The sequence below is a fragment of the Buchnera aphidicola (Formosaphis micheliae) genome, assembly GCF_039403185.1.
GTDB classification, from domain to species: Bacteria; Pseudomonadota; Gammaproteobacteria; order Enterobacterales; family Enterobacteriaceae; genus Buchnera_C; species Buchnera_C aphidicola_B.
The window spans coordinates 257,135-278,192 of the sequence record NZ_CP135047.1 but is presented as its reverse complement, the minus strand read 5'-3'; the positions used below and the strand labels follow the sequence as shown (position 1 = coordinate 278,192).

At 21.2% G+C, this 21,058-nt stretch carries 17 protein-coding genes; 8 read left to right on the top strand and 9 right to left on the bottom strand.

From position 1 onward, the window contains the following. Positions 1-258: 258 nt before the first annotated feature. Entirely contained in the window at positions 259-1,341 is a 1,083-nt protein-coding gene (rlmN, locus tag RJX12_RS01160; RefSeq protein ID WP_343192380.1) for a 23S rRNA (adenine(2503)-C(2))-methyltransferase RlmN, read from the bottom strand. 326 nt (positions 1,342-1,667) lie between these two features. Here rlmN and RJX12_RS01155 point away from each other — a divergent pair, with 326 nt between their 5' ends. Continuing rightward, a complete protein-coding gene (locus tag RJX12_RS01155; RefSeq protein ID WP_343192379.1) occupies positions 1,668-2,465 on the top strand; it encodes an inositol monophosphatase family protein in 798 nt (265 codons plus the stop codon). 148 nt (positions 2,466-2,613) lie between these two features. Here the strand turns inward: RJX12_RS01155 and sohB are convergent, their stop codons facing one another. The 3 genes from sohB to RJX12_RS01140 all read right to left on the bottom strand — a co-directional run bounded on the left by sohB (position 2,614) and on the right by RJX12_RS01140 (position 5,560). Then, positions 2,614-3,651, bottom strand: coding sequence for a protease SohB (gene sohB, locus RJX12_RS01150; RefSeq protein ID WP_343192378.1), 1,038 nt, complete (start codon positions 3,649-3,651; stop codon positions 2,614-2,616). A gap of 73 nt (positions 3,652-3,724) precedes the next feature. Next, on the bottom strand, positions 3,725-4,474 hold the full coding sequence (locus RJX12_RS01145) for a pseudouridine synthase (protein WP_343192377.1): 750 nt from the start codon (positions 4,472-4,474) through the stop codon (positions 3,725-3,727). A gap of 201 nt (positions 4,475-4,675) precedes the next feature. Further along, on the bottom strand, positions 4,676-5,560 hold the full coding sequence (locus tag RJX12_RS01140; RefSeq protein WP_343192376.1) for a DMT family transporter: 885 nt from the start codon (positions 5,558-5,560) through the stop codon (positions 4,676-4,678). 520 nt (positions 5,561-6,080) lie between these two features. Here RJX12_RS01140 and trpD point away from each other — a divergent pair. The 7 genes from trpD to hns all read left to right on the top strand — a co-directional run bounded on the left by trpD (position 6,081) and on the right by hns (position 14,449). Beyond that, the gene (gene trpD, locus RJX12_RS01135) at positions 6,081-7,079 is read left to right on the top strand and encodes an anthranilate phosphoribosyltransferase (RefSeq protein ID WP_343192375.1); all 999 of its coding nucleotides are present in this window, start codon (positions 6,081-6,083) and stop codon (positions 7,077-7,079) included. A gap of 3 nt (positions 7,080-7,082) precedes the next feature. Beyond that, complete coding sequence (trpCF, locus tag RJX12_RS01130; protein WP_343192374.1) at positions 7,083-8,450, top strand: bifunctional indole-3-glycerol-phosphate synthase TrpC/phosphoribosylanthranilate isomerase TrpF; 1,368 nt, start codon at positions 7,083-7,085, stop codon at positions 8,448-8,450. A gap of 25 nt (positions 8,451-8,475) precedes the next feature. Beyond that, on the top strand, positions 8,476-9,675 hold the full coding sequence (gene trpB, locus RJX12_RS01125; protein ID WP_343192373.1) for a tryptophan synthase subunit beta: 1,200 nt from the start codon (positions 8,476-8,478) through the stop codon (positions 9,673-9,675). Next, positions 9,668-10,471 carry a tryptophan synthase subunit alpha gene (trpA, locus tag RJX12_RS01120; protein ID WP_343192372.1) on the top strand — a complete coding sequence of 268 codons (804 nt, stop codon included), beginning with the start codon at positions 9,668-9,670 and terminating at the stop codon, positions 10,469-10,471. Before trpB ends, trpA begins: the two co-directional genes overlap by 8 nt. Positions 10,472-11,785: 1,314 nt before the next feature. Further along, the gene (yciA, locus tag RJX12_RS01115) at positions 11,786-12,208 is read left to right on the top strand and encodes an acyl-CoA thioester hydrolase YciA (RefSeq protein ID WP_343192371.1); all 423 of its coding nucleotides are present in this window, start codon (positions 11,786-11,788) and stop codon (positions 12,206-12,208) included. Between the two features lie 160 nt (positions 12,209-12,368). Next, positions 12,369-13,715, top strand: coding sequence for a cardiolipin synthase (gene cls, locus RJX12_RS01110; RefSeq protein WP_428994273.1), 1,347 nt, complete (start codon positions 12,369-12,371; stop codon positions 13,713-13,715). A 326-nt stretch (positions 13,716-14,041) separates the two neighbouring features. Then, positions 14,042-14,449, top strand: a complete 408-nt coding sequence (hns, locus tag RJX12_RS01105; RefSeq protein ID WP_343192369.1) for a histone-like nucleoid-structuring protein H-NS — start codon at positions 14,042-14,044, stop codon at positions 14,447-14,449. A 1,131-nt stretch (positions 14,450-15,580) separates the two neighbouring features. Here hns and pyrF read toward each other — a convergent pair. From pyrF to RJX12_RS01080, 5 genes are all read right to left on the bottom strand, one after another. Continuing rightward, positions 15,581-16,297 (bottom strand): orotidine-5'-phosphate decarboxylase, encoded by a 717-nt coding sequence (gene pyrF, locus RJX12_RS01100; RefSeq protein WP_343192368.1) that lies wholly within the window; start codon positions 16,295-16,297, stop codon positions 15,581-15,583. A 72-nt stretch (positions 16,298-16,369) separates the two neighbouring features. Next, on the bottom strand, positions 16,370-17,269 hold the full coding sequence (gene lipA / locus RJX12_RS01095; RefSeq protein WP_343192367.1) for a lipoyl synthase: 900 nt from the start codon (positions 17,267-17,269) through the stop codon (positions 16,370-16,372). A gap of 141 nt (positions 17,270-17,410) precedes the next feature. Then, on the bottom strand, positions 17,411-18,061 hold the full coding sequence (gene lipB, locus RJX12_RS01090) for a lipoyl(octanoyl) transferase LipB (RefSeq protein WP_343192366.1): 651 nt from the start codon (positions 18,059-18,061) through the stop codon (positions 17,411-17,413). Between the two features lie 34 nt (positions 18,062-18,095). Next, a complete protein-coding gene (locus RJX12_RS01085) occupies positions 18,096-18,731 on the bottom strand; it encodes a YchE family NAAT transporter (protein WP_343192365.1) in 636 nt (211 codons plus the stop codon). A gap of 323 nt (positions 18,732-19,054) precedes the next feature. Beyond that, a complete protein-coding gene (locus tag RJX12_RS01080) occupies positions 19,055-21,001 on the bottom strand; it encodes an exoribonuclease II (protein ID WP_343192364.1) in 1,947 nt (648 codons plus the stop codon). Positions 21,002-21,058 lie beyond the last annotated feature (57 nt).

The following is a 21,058-nucleotide window of genomic DNA, read 5'->3' as shown; positions in this document are numbered from 1 at the left end:
CTGTATGATGTATACAATTGAATTTATAAATATTTAACATTTTTATAAAATTTATGAAATAAAACATTTTGTTAAATAAAATAATTTGATTTATATAGTATATTATTCCTTATTTATTTTTTTATTTTTAGATTTATATTATAATATTTCAATACATGATATTTTAAAAATTATAAATTATTGAAATAGATATATTTTATATTGAAATATTTACTTAATAAATAATGTTTTATATTTTTTTATAATATATCTATTTATTTAAACAAATCTACCTACTAATTGTCCACATGCAGCATTGATATCTATTCCGCGATTTTTTCTAATAATAGTAAGAAATCCTTTATTAATTAAAATATCAGAAAATCTTTTAATTCTTATCATATTACTAGTTTTATATTTAGAATTCGGAAAAATATTCCATGGAATTAAATTAATTTTACTTGGTATATCCTTTAAAATAGAAGCTAATTCTTCAGCATGACATATTTCATCATTAATATGATCTAACATGACATATTCTATCGTAACTCTTTTTTGTTTAATTTTAGATTTTTTTAAATAACGTTTAACTGCACATAACAAATTTTGAATATTATATTTTTTATTAATAGACATTAATTGATTACGTATAAAATTATTTGGAGCATGTAATGAAATAGCTAAATTAACATCAATTGAATTTTTTAATTTGTCTAACGCTGGTATAATCCCTGAAGTAGATAAAGTAATTTTATGCTTAGAGAAATTAAAACAAAAATTGTCTACCATTATTTCTAAAGCATTAATAACATTTTTCAAATTTAATAATGGTTCTCCCATTCCCATCATTACTATATTAGTTATAGGACGAATTTTACTTACGTTATTATAATTAAGAATTTTACATACAGTCCATATTTGTCCAATTATATGTTCAACATTCAAATTACCTTTAAATTTTTGTTGACCTGTAGCACAAAATGTACATTTTAAAGGACATCCAATTTGAGAAGATATACATAAAGTAGAACGATTACGTTCAGGTATAAATACTGTTTCAATAAAATTTTTATTAACAATTACTTTCCATTTTATAGTACCATCGATAGATTTTACTTCTTCTATAAATTTAGGAGCTGAAATTATGCATATATTATTTAATTTATTTCGTAATAATATGCTTAAATTTGTCATTTTATTAAAATCATTACAATATTTTTGATAAATCCAATACATAATTTGATCTGCACAGTATTTTTTTTCTCCAATAGATAAAAAAAAATTACACATTTGCACATAATTGAAACTTAATAAATTAATTTTATTATTTATAGTATTAAATTGACTTAAATTGTTTGTCATGTCAATAATCCTAAATACTAAATTGATTTGTTGTATAAATTATCAATTTTAAAAAATATTAATAATTTTTATGAGTAGATTAAATATCATTAATTAAATATATTAATAACATATTCATTTAAAAAAAACATATGTTAATATAAGATATACAGAATTAATTACAAATAGACTCTACATAATTCTTATACATATAATATACTTTTTTTATAAAAAAATATCATTATATTTGGATATATATTTTTATATGTAATTTATGAATATAAATAAAATATGTATAATATATAATCCATATTTTAAAATTATTAATTACTAAAAGTGGAAAAATAATGCATCCTGTACTTAATATTGCTGTAAGAGCTGCTAGACAAGCAGGAAATACAATAATTCAAAATTATGATGGTAAAATATACTCTAGTGTAGAAAATTATAATGGTAAAGAAAATATCATTAATACTATACAATATACTATTTATAAAAAAATGATTAATATTATCCATAAAGCATATCCAAATCATTTTGTATATACTATACATGATAATTTTCAATTAAAAACAAATAAAATTTATTGGATAATAAATACATTAGATGGAATAATTAATTTTAAAAAAAAAATTCCACATTTTTGTTTATCTATTGCAGTTATCATTAAAAATAAAATTGAAACTTCATTAATATATGATCCTTTAAAAAATGAATTATTTAGTTCTATTAGAGGAAAAGGTGCTCAATTAAATGGATATCGTATGAGATGTTCAGAAGTTAATGTTCTGAAAAATAGTATGATAGGCATTAATATTCCTACAAATAATAAATTTGATAAAATTAATTATTTTAAAATTATAGAATTTTTATTGTCTAATAATATTAATTATATATCATCCGGTTCTTCTGTATTAAATTTAGCTTATTTAGCTTCAGGTCGATTAGATGGTTTATTTGATCTATGTATAGAACAAAACAATTTTTTTTCTGGTGCATTACAAATTCGAGAATCAGGTGGAATTATTAGCGAATTAACCGGTAATTGTTACAATAATTTACATTCTAAATCTGTAATCATTGGTAATTCTAAACTACTTAGAATAATTGTATCTGATATAAAAGGAAAAAAAATTATTATATAATAATATAACTTTAAAAAAATATTTAAATTTTATTAAATTATATAAATTAATAAAAATATAAAATATCTTATATATAACATGTAATATATAGTTAAATAATAATAGTAAAACAAATTACCTTATTTATAACATATTTTTTTATATTTTATTATTTTTTTATTTTATTAAAAAAAACAGAATAGATATTTTTTATAATATTATGTAAACATCGATCTAACAAATTAACGTGAGGTAAATATTTTATATTTAATACAGTAAATTTATTTTTCTTAGCGATTAAAAAATCATCACTAGTAGAAATATGATCAATTAACTTTTTTTCTAAAGCAATACTACCAAACCAATATTCTCCTGTAGAAACATTATCAATATCTAAATTTGGTCGCATTTTATGAATAAAACTTTTAAAAAGATTATAAGTAATCTGTAATTCTTTACAAAATTTTTCACGACCTTCTTTTGTATTTTCGCCAAATAGTGTTAACGTACGTTTATATTTTCCAGCTGTATGTAATTCAATATCAATATTATTTTTTTTTAAAAAATTATTAAAATTAGGTAATTGAGCTACTACTCCAATTGAACCAACAATAGCAAACGGAGCAGCTATAATATAATTAGCTACACTAGCCATCATATAACCTCCACTAGCAGCAATTTTATCTATAGCAACAGTTAAATAAATTCCTTTTTGACGTAATCTTTTTAATTGACAAGCAGCAAAACCATAACTATTCACAATTCCACCAGAACTTTCTAATCTTAAAAAAACTTCATCATTTTCTTTAGCAATTGAAACAATTGCAGATATTTCTTCTCTTAAATGATTAACTTCACTGGCATTTATATTTCCTTTAAAATCTAATACATATAATATAGGTTTATTAACATAAATATTATTTTTTTTATTTAATAAAGATAATTTATGAATATTTTTTTCTATTCTTTTTTCTTTTTGTTGATTTTGTTTTATCCATATTTTTTTTTCATAAGATGTCATAGTCAAAAATGCTATATTTTTTTGAAATTCATGATAATCATATTTTAAATGAGTTATTTTAAAATCTCCTTTATCGGTAGATGCACGTTTTGAAAAATGTGTGATAAATAGTATACTTATCAGTGCAATTGAACATATAGTTATAGTTTTAATTAAAAAAAATCCATAGTTATAAATAAAATACATATTAATTACCTTATAATAATATTATTACATATAGTATATAAACTCATATAAAAAAATATCTATCATGATAAAATTAATTAATTGACATATATTTTAAATTTACTAATTTATATAAAGTTCTTATTACATTACTTTTTAAATATATAAACGATCCAGAACGCATATTATTTGGTAACATTATATTACCATAACGAATTCGAATCAATTTATTAACTCGTAATCCAACTTTTTCACACATACGCCTAACTTCACGATTTCTTCCTTCAGTTAATGATACTTTTATCCAATTATTTTGCATCACACTTTCATTCCATTGAATATTTTGAAATTTAGCGTAACCATCTTGAAGATATATACCTGATTTTAATTTATTTATTTTTTTTAAATTTATAGTACCAAACGTATTAACTAAATATTCTCTAATTATTTTAAATTTAGGATGCATTAATCTATAAGCTAATTCTCCATCATTAGTAAACAATAAAAGTCCACAACTGTTATAATCTAGCCTTCCTACAATAATCCATCTAGATTTTTTCAATTCAGGAATCATATTAAATACTGTATTTCTTTCTTTAGGATCTTTTCGTGTACAAATTAATCCTTTTGGTTTATTGTACATTAATAAACATGGTTTTAATTTAGTTAAAGTAACTATTTTATTATTAATTTGAATTACTTTAATTTCATGTATACAATACCTTTGACCAATTTTTACTTGATATCCATTTACATATATACAATTAGCTTGAATCATTGTTTCTAATGTTCTTCTTGATCCATATCCTAATCTAGCTAAGATTTTCTGTATTTTTTCATACATACCTATTCTGTCTCATGTATATAAATATATTTAATTCAACATAATATATATTAAAAAACACAAACTAAACACACATCTATTACAAAGATCCTATTTTTTTTTGTAATTATTTATAAAATACTATTAAAATAGATAGATACATTACAGTAAATTATACTATTTCTTAAAATTATATTTTATAAATTTTTTATTAATTTATTATTAATTAATTTTAAAATTATTTGATGATAATGTTACAACAATTCCTAAACAAAAAAGTATGATTAACATAAATTGATATAAAGAAATTGTATAATAAAAAAAATAATAATCTAAACTTATTGCAATAAACGGAAAAATTAAAAAGACAATGGAAGCATAAAATGAATTTACTTGTTTTTGTAAATAAAAATAAGAAATTATTCCAAAAATTCCAGAAAAATTTCCTAAGTATATTATTGCTAAAATTGATTGTAATGAAAACTGAGTAATAATTGGATGTTCAAATATGAAAGATCCAATTAACAAAATAATTCCTGCTATTAAAGAAGGTAATGTATTAAAAGTTAATACTGAAATATTTGAATGTCTTTTTTTACATTGAACATAAATAATTGCATGACTAATTACTGCAATCATTAATGCAATGATACCTTGTAAAAAACAATCATGAACTACATAAATTGAATTGTATAAAATGAATATAAATGTAATAACAGTAATAAATAAACCTATTTTTTGAAAAAAAAAGATTTTCTTGTTTAATACAAAATATGACACTATTAAAATAAAACTTGGCATACTAGAGAAAATTATAGATGAAAGGTATACATTAACGTATAATCCACTATATAACATTAATGAAAATGGAACTGCAAAATAAAATATACTTATTATAAATTGAAAAAACCTTTTACCTGGTGGAAACAGTAAAGGAGTTTTATTTAAGAAAGCTATCAAAATTAATGTAGGAACGGCAGATAAAAATCGTATACCTGTAGCAAAAAATGGAGGAATAGTTTTTATAACAATTGCCATAGCTAACCAAGTAGTTCCCCATGTAATGGATACTATCACAAATAATAATATAATTATAAATTTACGCATACTAGTCTCTCTGATGCTAAAATGATAAAAATTTAATAAAAAGTTATTTTCCTTAGATTGATTAACAATGTATGCGAAAAATAAAAATATAACTATCCAGGATAAATTTACATCACTTAATATTAAATTTTATATATCAATTTTATCTAATTTTTCAATAAAAGTGATACTATTAAATTAAATCATAATAGTTTATTATATATGAATAACATAGTTTAAATAAAAAAATATTATTCAATAATAACTATTAGTAATTCATAATATTTGAATTTTATTTTGTTATTATTAAAAATTATATTTTAACAAATACTTAATATAATAATTTATATAATTATATCATATTAAAAAATAAATTATTTATATCTTTAAATACAAAAAATGTTGTGTATATTAATATTGAATTTATACGTATTTTATTAATTATTATTTTATTATAGATATTTTAGTATTAGATGATTGTACAAATTATATCACTAATTTTGTATAAAATATCATAATTTACAAATTATGAGACTTATATATGCATCATATCTTAAAAAAATTATATCAGTCACAATTTTTAACTGAAATAGAAAGTTATGAATTATTTCGATCTATAATTAAAGGTCGAATGAACGATATTCAATTATCTTCTTTATTAATTGCTATAAAGATGAGAGGTTTATCAGAAAACGAAATTATTGGCGCCATTCAAGCATATTCAGAAAAATTTAAATTTTTTCCTGCTCCTTGTTATAATTTTTCTGATTGTACAGGAACAGGTGGAGATACAATTAATTCAATTAATTTATCTACTGCTAGTGCTTTAGTTGCTGCTACATGTGGTTATAAAATTGTCAAACATTGTAATCATAAGATATCTAGTCAAACAGGATCTTCTGATGTATTAACTGAATTAGGTATTAACCTTAATATATCTTCTGAAAAATCACGATATATGTTAGATACTTTTAATATTTGTTTTTTATCTGCTCCTATATATAATGACGGATTTAAAAATATTGAAAAAGTTCGAACAATATTAAAAACAAAAACATTATTTAATATTTTAGGTCCTTTATTGAATCCAGCTAAACCTATATTCAGTATTATAGGAGTATATGATAAGAAATTAATTACAATAATAATCAATATCTTAAATAAATTAAATTATAAAAGAGCTATTGTATTATATAGTAGTGATTGCGATGAAGTTACATTATCTGGAAAAACGTATATCTCTGAATTAAAAAATAATAAAATTATTTCATATACAGTAGAAGCTAAAGATTTTGGATTTCATTACCATTCTAATGTGACATTAAAAGGAGGTAATCCAAAAGAAAATTCAGATATTTTAAAGAAAATATTTAAAGGGTATGGTTCTTTAGCTCAAGAAGAAACAATAGCAGCAAATGTAGCACTATTATTAAAGATATTCGGAAATGAAAACATAAAAGATAATGCCCAATATGCATTGAAAATAATTCGTAGTGGAGAAACTTATCACACATTAAAAAAATTGATAGAAAAAAGGTAATATATGCATAAAACAATATTACAAGAAATTATTAGTAATAAATTAATTTGGTTGAAAGAAAGAAAAAAAAAACAACCGTTAAACAGTTTTTATAATAATGTTCATAGAACAAGAATAAATTTCCTTAAACAAATACAAAATGTTCATCCTTTTTTTATTCTAGAATGTAAAAAATATTCTCCATCATTAGGTTTAATTAATTCAACTTTCGATTTAAATAAAATTTGTAATGTATACAAAAAATATGCTTCTGTTGTTTCTGTATTAACTGATGAACAATATTTTCATGGAAAATTTGAATTTTTGTCAATAGTAAGATCAATAATTACACAACCTATATTATGCAAAGATTTTTTTATTGATGTTTACCAAATATATTTAGCTCGTTATTATCAAGCTGATGCTATTTTATTAATGTTGTCTGTTTTAAATGATGAACAATATAATATACTTTCATATACTGCAAAATTTTTAAATATGGGTGTTATTACTGAAATAAATAATATCAAAGAATTAGAGAGGGCTATTAATTTAAAATCTGAAATAATTGGAATAAATAATCGTAATTTACATGATTTATCTATAGATATAAATCGTACTAAAACATTAGCTCCATTAATTCCTAATCATATTCATATTATTAGCGAATCAGGAATTAATAGTTATAGTCAAGTTAGAGAATTAAGTGCATTAGTTAACGGTTTCTTAATTGGTTCAACATTAATGAAATCACACAATTTAGATTTTGAGATACGTAAGATTATTATTGGACAAAATAAAATATGTGGTTTAACTCAAACAATTGATTCTAAAATATCTGAAGAAGCTGGTGCTGTTTACGGGGGATTGATTTTTGTTAAAAACTCAAAACGTTATATTAATATAGAACAAGCAATAAAAATTATTAATACTGCATATTTACAATATGTTGGAGTATTTCAAAATGAAGACATTAATTTAATTGTTTCTCTAGTAAAAGAACTGTCTTTATACGCCATACAATTACATGGTAATGAAAATCAAAATTATATTAATGTTTTACGAGAAAAAATACCTTCTTCAACATATATCTGGAAAGCATTATCTATTAAAGATAAATTTCCTATTTTAAATTTGAAATTTATTGATTACTATTTATTTGATAGTATATATGGAGGTAGTGGAACTCAATTTAACTGGTCTATATTATTTAATCATAACTTATCTAATATAATTTTAGCTGGAGGTATAAATCTAAAAAATTGTATTTATGCTTCAAAATTAGGATGCGCTGGATTAGATTTTAATTCTGGAGTAGAAGATTCACAAGGAAAAAAAAATAAAAAAAAAATTATTTCTGTATTTCATTCTTTAAGATATTATTACACATAGGTGTAATTAAGGAATATTTTATAATATGACGTTACTTAACTCTTATTTCGGTGAATTTGGTGGAATGTATGTACCTCAGATATTAATTCCAGAATTATATAATTTAGAAAAAAAATTTATGCAATCTCAACATGATGCTACTTTTAATAAAACTCTTAAAGATTTATTAAAAAATTATGCAGGTAGACCAACTCCACTTACTCTTTGTAAAAATGTAACTCATGGAACTAAAACTAAACTGTATCTGAAAAGAGAAGATTTATTGCATGGAGGAGCTCATAAAACAAATCAAGTCTTAGGTCAAGCATTATTAGCGTTAAAAATGGGGAAAAAGAATATTATTGCAGAAACTGGTGCAGGTCAACATGGCGTTGCTGCAGCTATGGCATCTTCTCTATTAGGTTTAAAATGTAAAATTTATATGGGTAAAAAAGATTTTCAAAGACAATCTACTAACGTATTTCGAATGAAACTGATGAATGCTCAGGTGATATCTGTTGAAAATGGATCATTTACTTTAAAAGATGCATGTAACGAAGCATTGCGAGATTGGTGTGAAAATTATGAAAATTCTCATTATATGATCGGTACAGCTGCAGGACCTCATCCATATCCTACTATGGTACGTGAATTTCAAAGTATTATTGGAAAAGAAACAAAAGCTCAAATTTTACAAAAAGAAGGAAGATTACCTGATCAAATTATTGCCTGTATAGGCGGAGGATCAAATGCAATAGGAATATTTTCTTCATTTATACAAACAAAAGCAGTAAAGTTAATAGGAGTAGAACCTGCTGGAGAAGGATTGCATACAAATAATCATGGAGCTACATTACATTCAGGACGAACTGGTATATATTTTGGTATGAAATCACCTTTAATGCAAACAGAGGAAGGTCAAATTAAAGAATCATGGTCTATTTCAGCTGGATTAGATTTTCCTTCTGTAGGACCTGAACATGCATGGTTAAAAAATATTGGACGTGCTGTTTATACAACGATTACAGATAATGAAGCTATAGAAGCATTTCGAATATTATCTTGCAAAGAAGGAATCATTCCAGCTCTTGAGTCAGCTCATGCCGTTGGATATGCATTAAAAGAAATTAATCAATATCCAAAAAGAGAGCAAATTATCGTTGTTAATTTATCTGGTCGTGGTGATAAAGATATATCTACTGTACATAATTATTTAAATAATAGAGGAAAAATAATTCATGAATAGGTATCAAATACTTTTTAATCGATTAAAGATTAAAAAAGAAGCTTGCTTTATACCTTTCGTTACATTAGGTGACCCATCTTTAGAAATATCTTTTCAAATTATTAATATATTAATTGATAATGGAGCAGATGCTTTAGAATTAGGTATTCCATTTTCAGATCCAGTTGCTGATGGTATTACTGTACAAAAAGCTAATTTACGTGCTTTATCATCAGGTATAACGTTAAAAAAATGTTTTACTATGCTATTAAAAATAAGAAAATGTTATCCTTTATTACCTATTGGATTATTAACTTATGCTAATATTGTATTTAATAAAGGAATAAATAATTTTTATTTCGATTGTTTTCAAGCAGGAGTAGATTCTATCTTAATAGCTGATATGCCTATTGAAGAATCTAAAATATTTTATTTATCTGCTATTAAAAATAATATACAATCTATTTTTATTTGCCCTCCTAATGCAAACGATGATTTAATGTCAAAACTTTCTAAATATAGTTCAGGATATACTTATTTATTATCTAGACCTGGCGTGACTGGCATCAATCAATACAAAAAAAAATCATTAATTAATTTAATAACTAAATTAAAAACATATAATGTTGCACCTATTATTCAAGGTTTTGGAATTTCTAATATTGTAGAAATAAAAGAAGCTATTTCATCTAATGTATCAGGAGTAATTTGTGGTTCTGTAATTATAAAAATAATAGAAGAAAATTGTCATACATTAGAAATTATGTTTAATAAATTAAAATATTTAATTAATCAACTAAAATGTGCAACTAAATAAATCCTTCTTAGTTATTTATATAATATAAATGCGTTCATATATAATAATGTATTTAAAATCAAGAGAATACATGTAAATAAATATCCATTCATTAATTTGTAATACGTGTCATTTTTTAATTATATAATATATATTACATATATTTATTTTTTACTATAATTTTATTAGTAACATTTAGAGATTTTACTAACACATGATATTCAGAAAATATTTATTGTATATTAATTCAACTTGAAAAAATATTTTCAATATTAATGATAATACATTAACTGAATGTTGAATAAACAAAATATATTACTTATAACGTTAATAGAATAAATTTTATCATCTATTTTAAGAAAAATAATGTTATTAATTAATTTATTAAGTTTAATTATTCTTTTAAATAAATTGAAAAAATATTTCAGTTTCAAAATTTTTTTTAAATTTAAGTTGTTATTTAATTATTTATCAATATTAATAATTATTTTAACAATATTAAGATAAATTAATTTTGTAATATTTATTATTTATAATATAGAAATATGTTATATATTATTATTATCTTTTATTAGTTTAGATTTTTAAAAAGTTCTATTAAAACATCACTACTATCTAATATTTATATTTCTGATAAAAGTACGTTTAATATGATGATATATAATTATATGATAGTTATTCTATGAATTATATTTTTTATAAGTAATGAATATATATAAATTATTTTATTTTAATTTAACTTACATATTATTTATCTTTATAAAAATTTAATTTTATCTATTTTTGTTATTTATTTATTTCTATTATATACATTATTATTTACATTTAAAGTATTAATATATTTTAATTAAATTTGTTATTTATCAATATATTTTTTATATATTAATATTTTTAAAAAAAAATATTTTTTATAAGATTAAAAATTTTTTATTGATTATATTATATAAAATAGATATACATAGGTTTATATAACTTTTTTTCTTTTTATAGTAAATATAAATATAAATTTTAATAGTGAAGTATTATTAATAAATGATTATTTAATCATATTGAAGTATTAATAAAATATTAAATGGTAAATTTTTATTAAATAATTTTAAATTATAAACTTTTTGCATATAATTTAATATAAAAAATATATTTTTTAGGTTATTTTATTTATTATATAGTATTATTAATTTTTAAATTATTATATTTTTTATAATATGGTATTTAATTTTTACTTTTTATTTTCATTGTTAACTTTAATATTTGTAATTATTTCTTAGAATATATATATAATATATTTAATATCAAAAATAAATAATTCTCATTAATAAAGATATTAGTTTAATTATGACTATAAAAAAAATAGAAAAAAAAAAAATATTTCCACGAGGAACTATAGTTCTACAAACTATTGCTATGCCTGCTCATATTAATGCTAATGGAAATATATTTGGTGGATGGATTATGTCTCAAATGGATATAGGTGGAGGAATTTTAGCAAAAGAAATTTCTGGAGGTAGAGTAGTAACAGGATGTGTAAGTAACATTGTTTTTTTACATTCTATTTCTATAGGTGATTTAGTTAGTTGTTATGCAAAATGTTTATCTATAGGAAAAAGTTCTTTAACTATTAGCATAGAAATATGGATTAAAAAAATGTGTGCTATAAAAACAGGTCAATTTTATTGTACTAGCGAAGCACTATTTATTTACGTTGCTGTAGATAACAATGGAAAATCAAGAAAATTATTACCTATGAGTATCTTGTAATTAATTTATTATATTTTATATCTAATAAATTTATAAAAGATATATTTTTACTTGTTATTATAAATAAATAGATAATAAAAAAATAAATTTATATATGTTTTTTGTATATCTATTATTTTAATAATTACCTAACGTTATTTATAATATATTTATAAATAGTATGGTGTCAATAATGTGCATATTGCCTATAATTGGAATAATTCTTTGTATATTTATTAAAAAATATTATTTTAAAAAAAAACAATTTAAGTTAGCTAAAAAAATATGGTCAAAAGCTAATATTTGGTTAACTAACTTTAAATCTTTTGATGATATTTTTGAAAAAAAAAATAGTAAAGTAGCTTCTGCATTATTTCAATTATGCAAACATAGACAAGGTCTGTTAGGGATAAAATGTAATAAATTAACATTATTAACTAATTTTACAGAAACAATAAACACATTAATTCATGATATTTATTTAGCTAAAAATAACATAGAAATAGTGTTTTACATTTGGAAACCAGGTGGTTTAGCAGATGATGTTGCCAATGCTTTAATTCTATCAGCAAAAAGAGGTATTTATTGTCGTTTGATGTTAGATTCATCTGGTAGTACAGATTTTTTTCGTAGTAAATGGGTAAATATTATGAAAAATTCTGGAATACAAATTGTTGAAGCATTAAAGATTAATATATTAAGAATATTTATTGATAGAATAGATTTAAGACAACATAAAAAAATAATTTTAATTGATAATCATATTACGTATACAGGTAGCATGAATTTAGTAGATCCTTCTTTATTTAAAAAATCAGCAGGTGTTGGTCAATGGATAGATTTAATGATTCGTATAGAAGGACCTATAGCTGGTACCATTGGAATTATTTATTCTTATGATTGGGAAATGGAAACTGGTAAACAAATTTTACCAAAAATACCAAATAAATATAAAATAAATTTAAACACTTTAATAAAAAATAATTCTATACAGGTTATAACTTCTGGTCCATATTTTCCAAAAGATACTATACATAAAGCTTTATTAACTGCTATTTATTCTGCTACAAAAGAATTAATAATTACAACACCTTATTTAGTACCTAGTAACGATTTATTTTATGCAATATGTACTGCAGCACAAAAAGGAATATCTGTAAGTATTATTATTCCTAGATATAATGATTCTATTTTTGTGAAATGGGCTAGTCGTTCATTTTATAGTGAATTATTAGAAGCTGGAGTTAAAATATATTTATTTGAAAAAGGTTTATTACATACTAAAAGTATTTTAATAGACCATCAATTAAGTTTAGTTGGAACAGTTAATTTAGATATGAGGAGTATCTGGTTAAATTTTGAGATTACGTTAGTTATAGACAATAATCAATTTGGAAAAAATTTAGCATCTATACAATATGAATACATTAATAATTCAACATTATTAGATAAAAGATTATGGTCTATTCGATCGTATTGGAATAGAATATTAGAAAATTTATTTTATTGTTTAAATCCTTTATTATAAATAATTTATTATTTTTAATTTATTTGTTTTTTTTTATGAAAATATGTTATATATTTTTACTTTATTTTTAAAAAAAAATACATTAACATAATAACGTTATTAAATAAATAGTTATATTATATAATATCTTTATACAAAAATATATTACTTTAATATATAAGATATTTAATTTTAATAATATATATATATATAAATAAGCATGAATAATTAAATATTAAAAATTTATTTTTATCAAAATAAAATATATATGCTCTTTTATTTATATTACATTATTATTTTATTGTTGAATGAATAAAATTTATTTTATTATCTCGTGAGATGGTGATATGAACGAAACACTGAAAATTCTAAACAATATTCGTATTTTACGAGCACAAGCTCGGGATTGTTCTTTAGAAACCTTAGAAGAAATGTTAGAAAAATTAGAAGCAATTGTACATGAACGTAGAGAAGAAGAAAATCAAGTTAAAGCTGAAATTAAAGAAAAAACAAAGAAATTAAAACAATATCGAGAAATGTTAATAGCAGATGGAATTAATCCAAATGAATTATTAGATACTATGAATACTCATAAACATACTAGTAAATCAAAAAAAAAAATTAGACCAGCAAAATATAAATATATAAATGAAAAAGGAGATTTTAAAACGTGGACAGGTCAAGGTAGAACACCTGCTATTATTAAAAATGCTATTTTAGATCATAAAAAAAATTTAGAAGATTTTTTACTATAATTCAAATAAAACACTTATTAATATAAAAAACTAATATATAAATATTACTATATTATAACCTACAAAACATTAATATATATTTAATGTTTAATAATACTATGTTAATAGAATACTATTTTTTTAATAAAAAGTATTTATTTTAATTTATTAAATAATAAATAAAAAAACAATATAATCATTTATATTTTATATAATAAAGATATATTATTTTAGTTATAAATTATAATGTTTTACTAAAATATTATTTTAATATTTTTTTAAACCTTCTATTATTTTAACGTAGAAGGTTTAATATTATCTGAATATTCAATTAATATAAATCATATATAAATTAATATTAAAATATTAATAAATAATTAATTTTGTTTAACATAATATATAATTCTATTTTATTTAATATATCTACATAACTTATAAAATTATATTGTAATATAATTTTAACTTTTTAAAATATTTCATTAATCTAAAAAGGATTTATTATATTAACTTGAATATGTAAGTAATTTATATTTTTAATATTTTTATTACAATTAAATATATTTTTTTAAGTACATTTATTATATTATATTCATAAGAAACAACTTTAATTAAATTATTCTTATTAAATTAATCTAATCTATTTATTTAAATACGATAATAATTTTAATTAATAAATCAATATTTATCACACATATGTTATTACTATTAATTTACACTATTTTCATCTTGATCTTTTTTGTATAATTCTCATTTTAGTTACAATATATAATCATATTTTACAAAATGAATTATGATTAATTAAACAGTTAAAACAAATTATAACTAAAATTACTTTATTTATTTTTTTTAAATCTAATTGTCACAAAATTACTTTGTTGAGTAAATAAAAAATAATATATTTCTTTTGAAATTTGTAAAATTTACAAATATAATAAATATATAAAATTATATCATAATATAAATATATAAAAAATATATTATTTAACAATAAGACACACTTTATTTTTTAAGCATAAAAAAAATAATTTTAATTTGTATTTAGAATAAAATAATTAATAATTAATAATCAATCAATGATTATATAAAAATACATTCTATATTAATAATATTAATTTTTTTAATTTATAATCACTATTATTACTATAATATATATTATAAAAAAGATACTATTTTATTTAATGTATACATAGGATCATTAGACGCAGTAACAACTCGTCCAACAATAATATAATCTATATTAAACTGATTAATTAATTCTGGTGTTATAATTTGATTTTGATCATCAACAGATAATGTGTTAAACCTAACAGCAGGTGAAATAACTTTAAATTTATGTCCTAATATCTTTTTTATTTTAGTTGATTCTTCTCCTGGACATACTACACCATCTAAACCATTTTCTTTAGCTAAAATAGATAAATTTAATACTTGTTTTGAAATAGATGTATTAATTCCAATTTCTTTTAAATTATGTGAAATAAAACTAGTTAAAACTGTAATTCCAATTAATAAAGGTGCATTTTTATGAAAGGATTTTAAAGCTAATTTAGCTGATTGTAACATTTTACTTCCTCCAGATATATGAACACTAATCATCCATACTCCTAAATCTGCTACAGCTGAAACAGCATTAAAAATCGTATTGGGAATATCATGAAATTTTAAATCAAGAAAAATATCAAATCCAAGTTTTTTTAACTTAACAATGAATTTTTTTCCAAAAAGAATGAACATTTGATTACCAATTTTTACGCTATACAATTTCGGATCTAAACAATTTATTAATTGCATTGCTTTATATTGATCAAAATAATCTAATGCAATGATTATTTTTTTAGAATATTTATATTTAGAAGAAATCTGTAACATTAGTATTACCTCAATGAAATATAATAGTGCTATTAATATATGTTTATTAATTGATAATGATGTTAAACTTATTTAAACATAATTTTGCAAATTAGCATGATATGATGATCTTACTAAAGGACCGCAAAAAGCATTAGAAAATCCCATGGAAATAGCTTTTTTTTGAAAATTATAAAATTCTATTGGAGTGATATATCTTTGTACCGGTATATGTTGTACACTAGGTTGTAAATATTGACCTAATGTCAGTAAATCTACACCATTCATCCGCAAATCATACATTACTGATATAATTTCTTCATTTGTTTCTCCTAATCCTAACATTAAACCTGATTTTGTGGGTATTTTAGGATTAGATAATTTAAAATTTTTTAATAAATTTAGTGAAGAAGCATAGTTTGCTCCTGGACGAACGTATTCATACAAACGAGGTACATTTTCTAAGTTATGATTAAATATATCTGGTGGATTAGAATTGATAATATTTAACGCTTTTTCTTCGCATCCTCTAAAATCGGGTACTAAAATTTCTATTTTTACATTTTTATTTTTTCTAATTTCTTTAATGCAATTAGTAAAATGTTGTGCTCCACCGTCATGTAAATCATCTCGTGTTACAGACGTAATTACTACATAATTTATATTCATACTTTTAATAACTTTTGCTAATCTTTTTGATTCATTCATATCCGGTATTTTAGGTCTACCACTTTTTACAGCGCAAAATCCACAACGTCGAGTACATATATCTCCTAAAATCATAAATGTTGCTGTATTATTATTAAAACATTCTGATAAATTGGGACATAAAGCTTCTTCACAAACAGAATGAAGATTATTCTGTCTCAATGTTTGTTTTATTTCATTAATTCGTCTCGAATTAGTTTGAATCTTAATTTTTATCCAATTAGGTTTCTTCAATATTGTATTATTTGTAAAAATTTCTTTTACTGGTATTTTTTTTGATATCATATTATTATCTATTATTTAATTTATTAGAAGCTATTTAATATAAAATTATTCACATTTATAAAATATTTTAAAAATTAAATATAATATTTATAAAAAAATATTACTGAATCATATTAATTATATGCATTCAACTAACAAATATTAATCGTTTAACATGTATTCATAATATACTGTTTTTATATTTAATAAATTAATTATTTGTTTTAGTAATATCGAAGTTACATTTATAATATTAACTTTTTTTTTAAACTCAATAAGTTGAGTCATTTTAATGTTTCTATTACCACAAGGATAAATTTGTAAAAATGGAGACATATCCATATTAATGTTTAATGCAAAACCATGTAATGAACATCCTTTTGTAATACGTAAACCAAAAGAACAAATTTTTTTATTATCGACATATATTCCAGGATATTCTTTTATTAAATGTGCTTTAATACAAAAATGTTGTAATGTAGATAAAACTGTACATTCTATTAATTGTATTAATTTTCTCGGAGTAATTTGTCTTCTATTAATATCAATTAATAAATAAATTATTTGTTGACCAGGACCATGATACGTTATTCTTCCTCCTCTATTAGTTTGTATTACCTCTATCTTATTAGAAAAAATTAAGTCTTGTTCTTGACTTAATCTACCTAGAGTAAAAATTGGATAATGTTGAACACACCATAATTCATCTAATGTATTTTTGTTACGAGAAATAGTAAAATCTTCCATTAAATTAAATATTTTTTTCCAACATTGAAGTCCTAATTGACGAACTATGATAGTATTGTTATACAAGAATATTTCCAAATATAAATTTAAATAGTGTTAATTAAATAGATAACCAAGTTTTAATACCAGTAATTATAAACTCAATTCCTAAAGACATTAAAAGTAAGCCCATTATACGTGTTATAATATTAATTCCTGTATTTCCTAACAAAAATACAAAAAATGGAGCGGCTTTAAATAATAACCAACATAATATAGAAAATAAAATAATAACTATAGTACATCCTAATATGTTACCAATACCAGAATAATTTGTACTCCATACAATGGTTGAACTAATTGCACCAGGTCCTGCAATTAAAGGCATTGCTAATGGTACTACTGCTATATTTTTAGAAATAGAAGATTTAATTTGATTTTTTTGTCTCATATCTGACATTAATTTACCGTTTAACATAGATAACGCAATCATAATAATTAATATACCACCTGCTATTCTAAAAGAATTGATAGAAATACCAAACAATTCTAAAATATAATTACCCAAAAATAAAGATGTACATAAAATAATTACTACTGACAAATTAGCTATAAAGTTAGTATTATTTCTTTCTGTTCTATTTTGATGACTAGTTATACTTGTAAAGATAGGAATCATACCTATAGGATTAACTAAAGCACATAAACTAATAAAAAATTTTATATAAGTAGAAAAATCAGACATCTCAATATTCACATTTTGTTCCTAAAGTAAACAAGTGTATTCATTAAAAATATAATGAAAAATATTAATATTGATAAAATATTTTACCATTAAGATTCTATGTTTAATAATATAATCACTATTAATATAAATAAAAAAAATAATTAAATAGATTATTGTTATAACAAATTAATTTTAATATAATTCTTTTATATATAAATAAAAAAATAAATTCAGAATTGATTAATATATATTAATATATTTAAAATTATGTAATGTTAATATAATAACATTAATTTAGTATAAATAATTTTTTTATATTTAATAAATTGATAAAGTAATAGATGAATGTATATTTATAATATAGGTCTAACTAAAATATTACGTGATTCAATTATTATTTCTTCTAATTTTACTTGAATAATATCAGAAATTCGATAAACAATATTTCCCATAATATATACTGTACCTTGTTCTGGATCACATATTAATTCATTTCTATTTATATGTATAAATGAAGCAGGAATAAATACTTTTGCTCCATTTTCAATTAAATATGCTCTCATTCCACCACGAGAAATGTCAAATATTTCTGCATTAAAAATAATTGAATTATCTTTTTTAATATTACTTAAAAATATGGTATATAACCAATCTTCGACATCTCTTGTAGCTATCCTATGTAAACGACGGCAATCACTAATTTTAGAAGTCAGCATTGAAGTTGGTTTACTTATTTGTGTATTTTGAATAATTGATTTTAAAAAACGATGATTCATCATATCACCATATTTTCTAATTGGAGAAGTCCATGTTGCGTAAGATTCTACGCCTAAACCAAAATGGGGCGCTGGTTTTAAACTAATTTCTACAAATGACTGAAGACGACGAATTCTACTATTTAAATAATTATTAGATAATTTATTTAAAATTCTATGTAAATTACAAAATCCTTCCAACGTTACAATTTTTTTTGCAGAAACATAAATTCCATAATTTATTAACAAAGATACAACATTCTCAGCATTAGCATATTCAAAACCAGTATGTGTGTTATATATACCAAATCCAAGATTATTAGATAATATTTTTGCAGCACATGTATTAGCTACAATCATAGCTTCTTCTACTATTTTATGACCTATATTTCTTATTTGAGGTATAATATTAACTATTTCACCATTTTCAGAAATATTAAATTTATATTCTAAACGTTCTTTAGACACAAAAGAATATTTTTTACGCCATATTTTTCGTATTTTAAAAAAATTATGTAATAATGAAATTTGATTAGCAATATTTTTGTTTTTTGGTTGCCATGATCCTTTTTTTTCTAACCAATTAGATATATTTTCATAAATTAATTTTTCTTTTGATTTAATCCACGCCAAAAAAAAATTAATTTTTTCATCTAAAATATTTCCATATTTGTCCATTACAATTAAACATACGAGAGAAGGTTTTACGATATTTGGTTGTAAAGAACATACCTCTTCAGATAAAATTCTAGGTAACATAGGAATATTGAAACCTGGTAAATAATTTGTAAATCCTCTTCTACAAGCTAACTTATCTATTTCACTGTTATATGGAATATAATATGTAGGATCTGCAATAGCAACGAATAAATTTATAAAATCTTTAGATTTTTGTTCTATAAATAGGGCATCATCTATATCTTTAGTGTTTATGTTATCAATAGTAATAAAATCTAAATGAGTTAAATCTTTTCTAGGAAAAGAATCACAATTAGTACTGTTACTAATAAATAATATGTTAGGTTCATTATATTCTAAATTATGACGAAACAAAGTAACACGCCATGGTGCTAATAAATTATTTCCTTCTATAATAAATTGTAAAATTTTAGCATAAAAATAAGGATAACCATTTAATTTATGCTGTACTAATTTAGCAGTCACCCAATCACCTGACTTAAAATCATGAGTACAATTTATATTGATATAACATAGAATTAATTCTTTTAATACAGGATAATAAGGTGAGATAAATAATTGATTATTTTTTGTATATATTTTCCCAACAAATATATTTAAAAATGGTACAATTAATTTTTTCGGTATTGCTATTTCTCTCGATTTATCTAATTTAATTTGTGCACTAATTCGGTCACCGTTCATGACTTGTTTCATATCATTAGGTGTAATAAAATAACTTGTTTTTGAATCTACATCTAAAAAACCAAAATTTCTTTTAGTACATTTTACAATTCCTTCTACTTTTGGTGACGTATTGTGTAATTTTTTTTTTAACTTTTTCAGCAATGGATTATTTAGAAACATAATAATTACACCTAAATGTCATAATAAAATTTATATACTTAATATAATAAATTAATA

What these genes read in the sequence shown, in the direction of transcription:
- rlmN (WP_343192380.1), bottom strand. Translation starts at nt 1,341, where the DNA reads ATGACAAACAATTTAAGTCAATTTAATACTATAAATAATAAAATTAAT.
- RJX12_RS01155 (WP_343192379.1), top strand. Translation starts at nt 1,668, where the DNA reads ATGCATCCTGTACTTAATATTGCTGTAAGAGCTGCTAGACAAGCAGGA.
- sohB (WP_343192378.1), bottom strand. Translation starts at nt 3,651, where the DNA reads ATGTATTTTATTTATAACTATGGATTTTTTTTAATTAAAACTATAACT.
- RJX12_RS01145 (WP_343192377.1), bottom strand. Translation starts at nt 4,474, where the DNA reads ATGTATGAAAAAATACAGAAAATCTTAGCTAGATTAGGATATGGATCA.
- RJX12_RS01140 (WP_343192376.1), bottom strand. Translation starts at nt 5,560, where the DNA reads ATGCGTAAATTTATAATTATATTATTATTTGTGATAGTATCCATTACA.
- trpD (WP_343192375.1), top strand. Translation starts at nt 6,081, where the DNA reads ATGCATCATATCTTAAAAAAATTATATCAGTCACAATTTTTAACTGAA.
- trpCF (WP_343192374.1), top strand. Translation starts at nt 7,083, where the DNA reads ATGCATAAAACAATATTACAAGAAATTATTAGTAATAAATTAATTTGG.
- trpB (WP_343192373.1), top strand. Translation starts at nt 8,476, where the DNA reads ATGACGTTACTTAACTCTTATTTCGGTGAATTTGGTGGAATGTATGTA.
- trpA (WP_343192372.1), top strand. Translation starts at nt 9,668, where the DNA reads ATGAATAGGTATCAAATACTTTTTAATCGATTAAAGATTAAAAAAGAA.
- yciA (WP_343192371.1), top strand. Translation starts at nt 11,786, where the DNA reads ATGACTATAAAAAAAATAGAAAAAAAAAAAATATTTCCACGAGGAACT.
- cls (WP_428994273.1), top strand. Translation starts at nt 12,369, where the DNA reads ATGGTGTCAATAATGTGCATATTGCCTATAATTGGAATAATTCTTTGT.
- hns (WP_343192369.1), top strand. Translation starts at nt 14,042, where the DNA reads ATGAACGAAACACTGAAAATTCTAAACAATATTCGTATTTTACGAGCA.
- pyrF (WP_343192368.1), bottom strand. Translation starts at nt 16,297, where the DNA reads ATGTTACAGATTTCTTCTAAATATAAATATTCTAAAAAAATAATCATT.
- lipA (WP_343192367.1), bottom strand. Translation starts at nt 17,269, where the DNA reads ATGATATCAAAAAAAATACCAGTAAAAGAAATTTTTACAAATAATACA.
- RJX12_RS01080 (WP_343192364.1), bottom strand. Translation starts at nt 21,001, where the DNA reads ATGTTTCTAAATAATCCATTGCTGAAAAAGTTAAAAAAAAAATTACAC.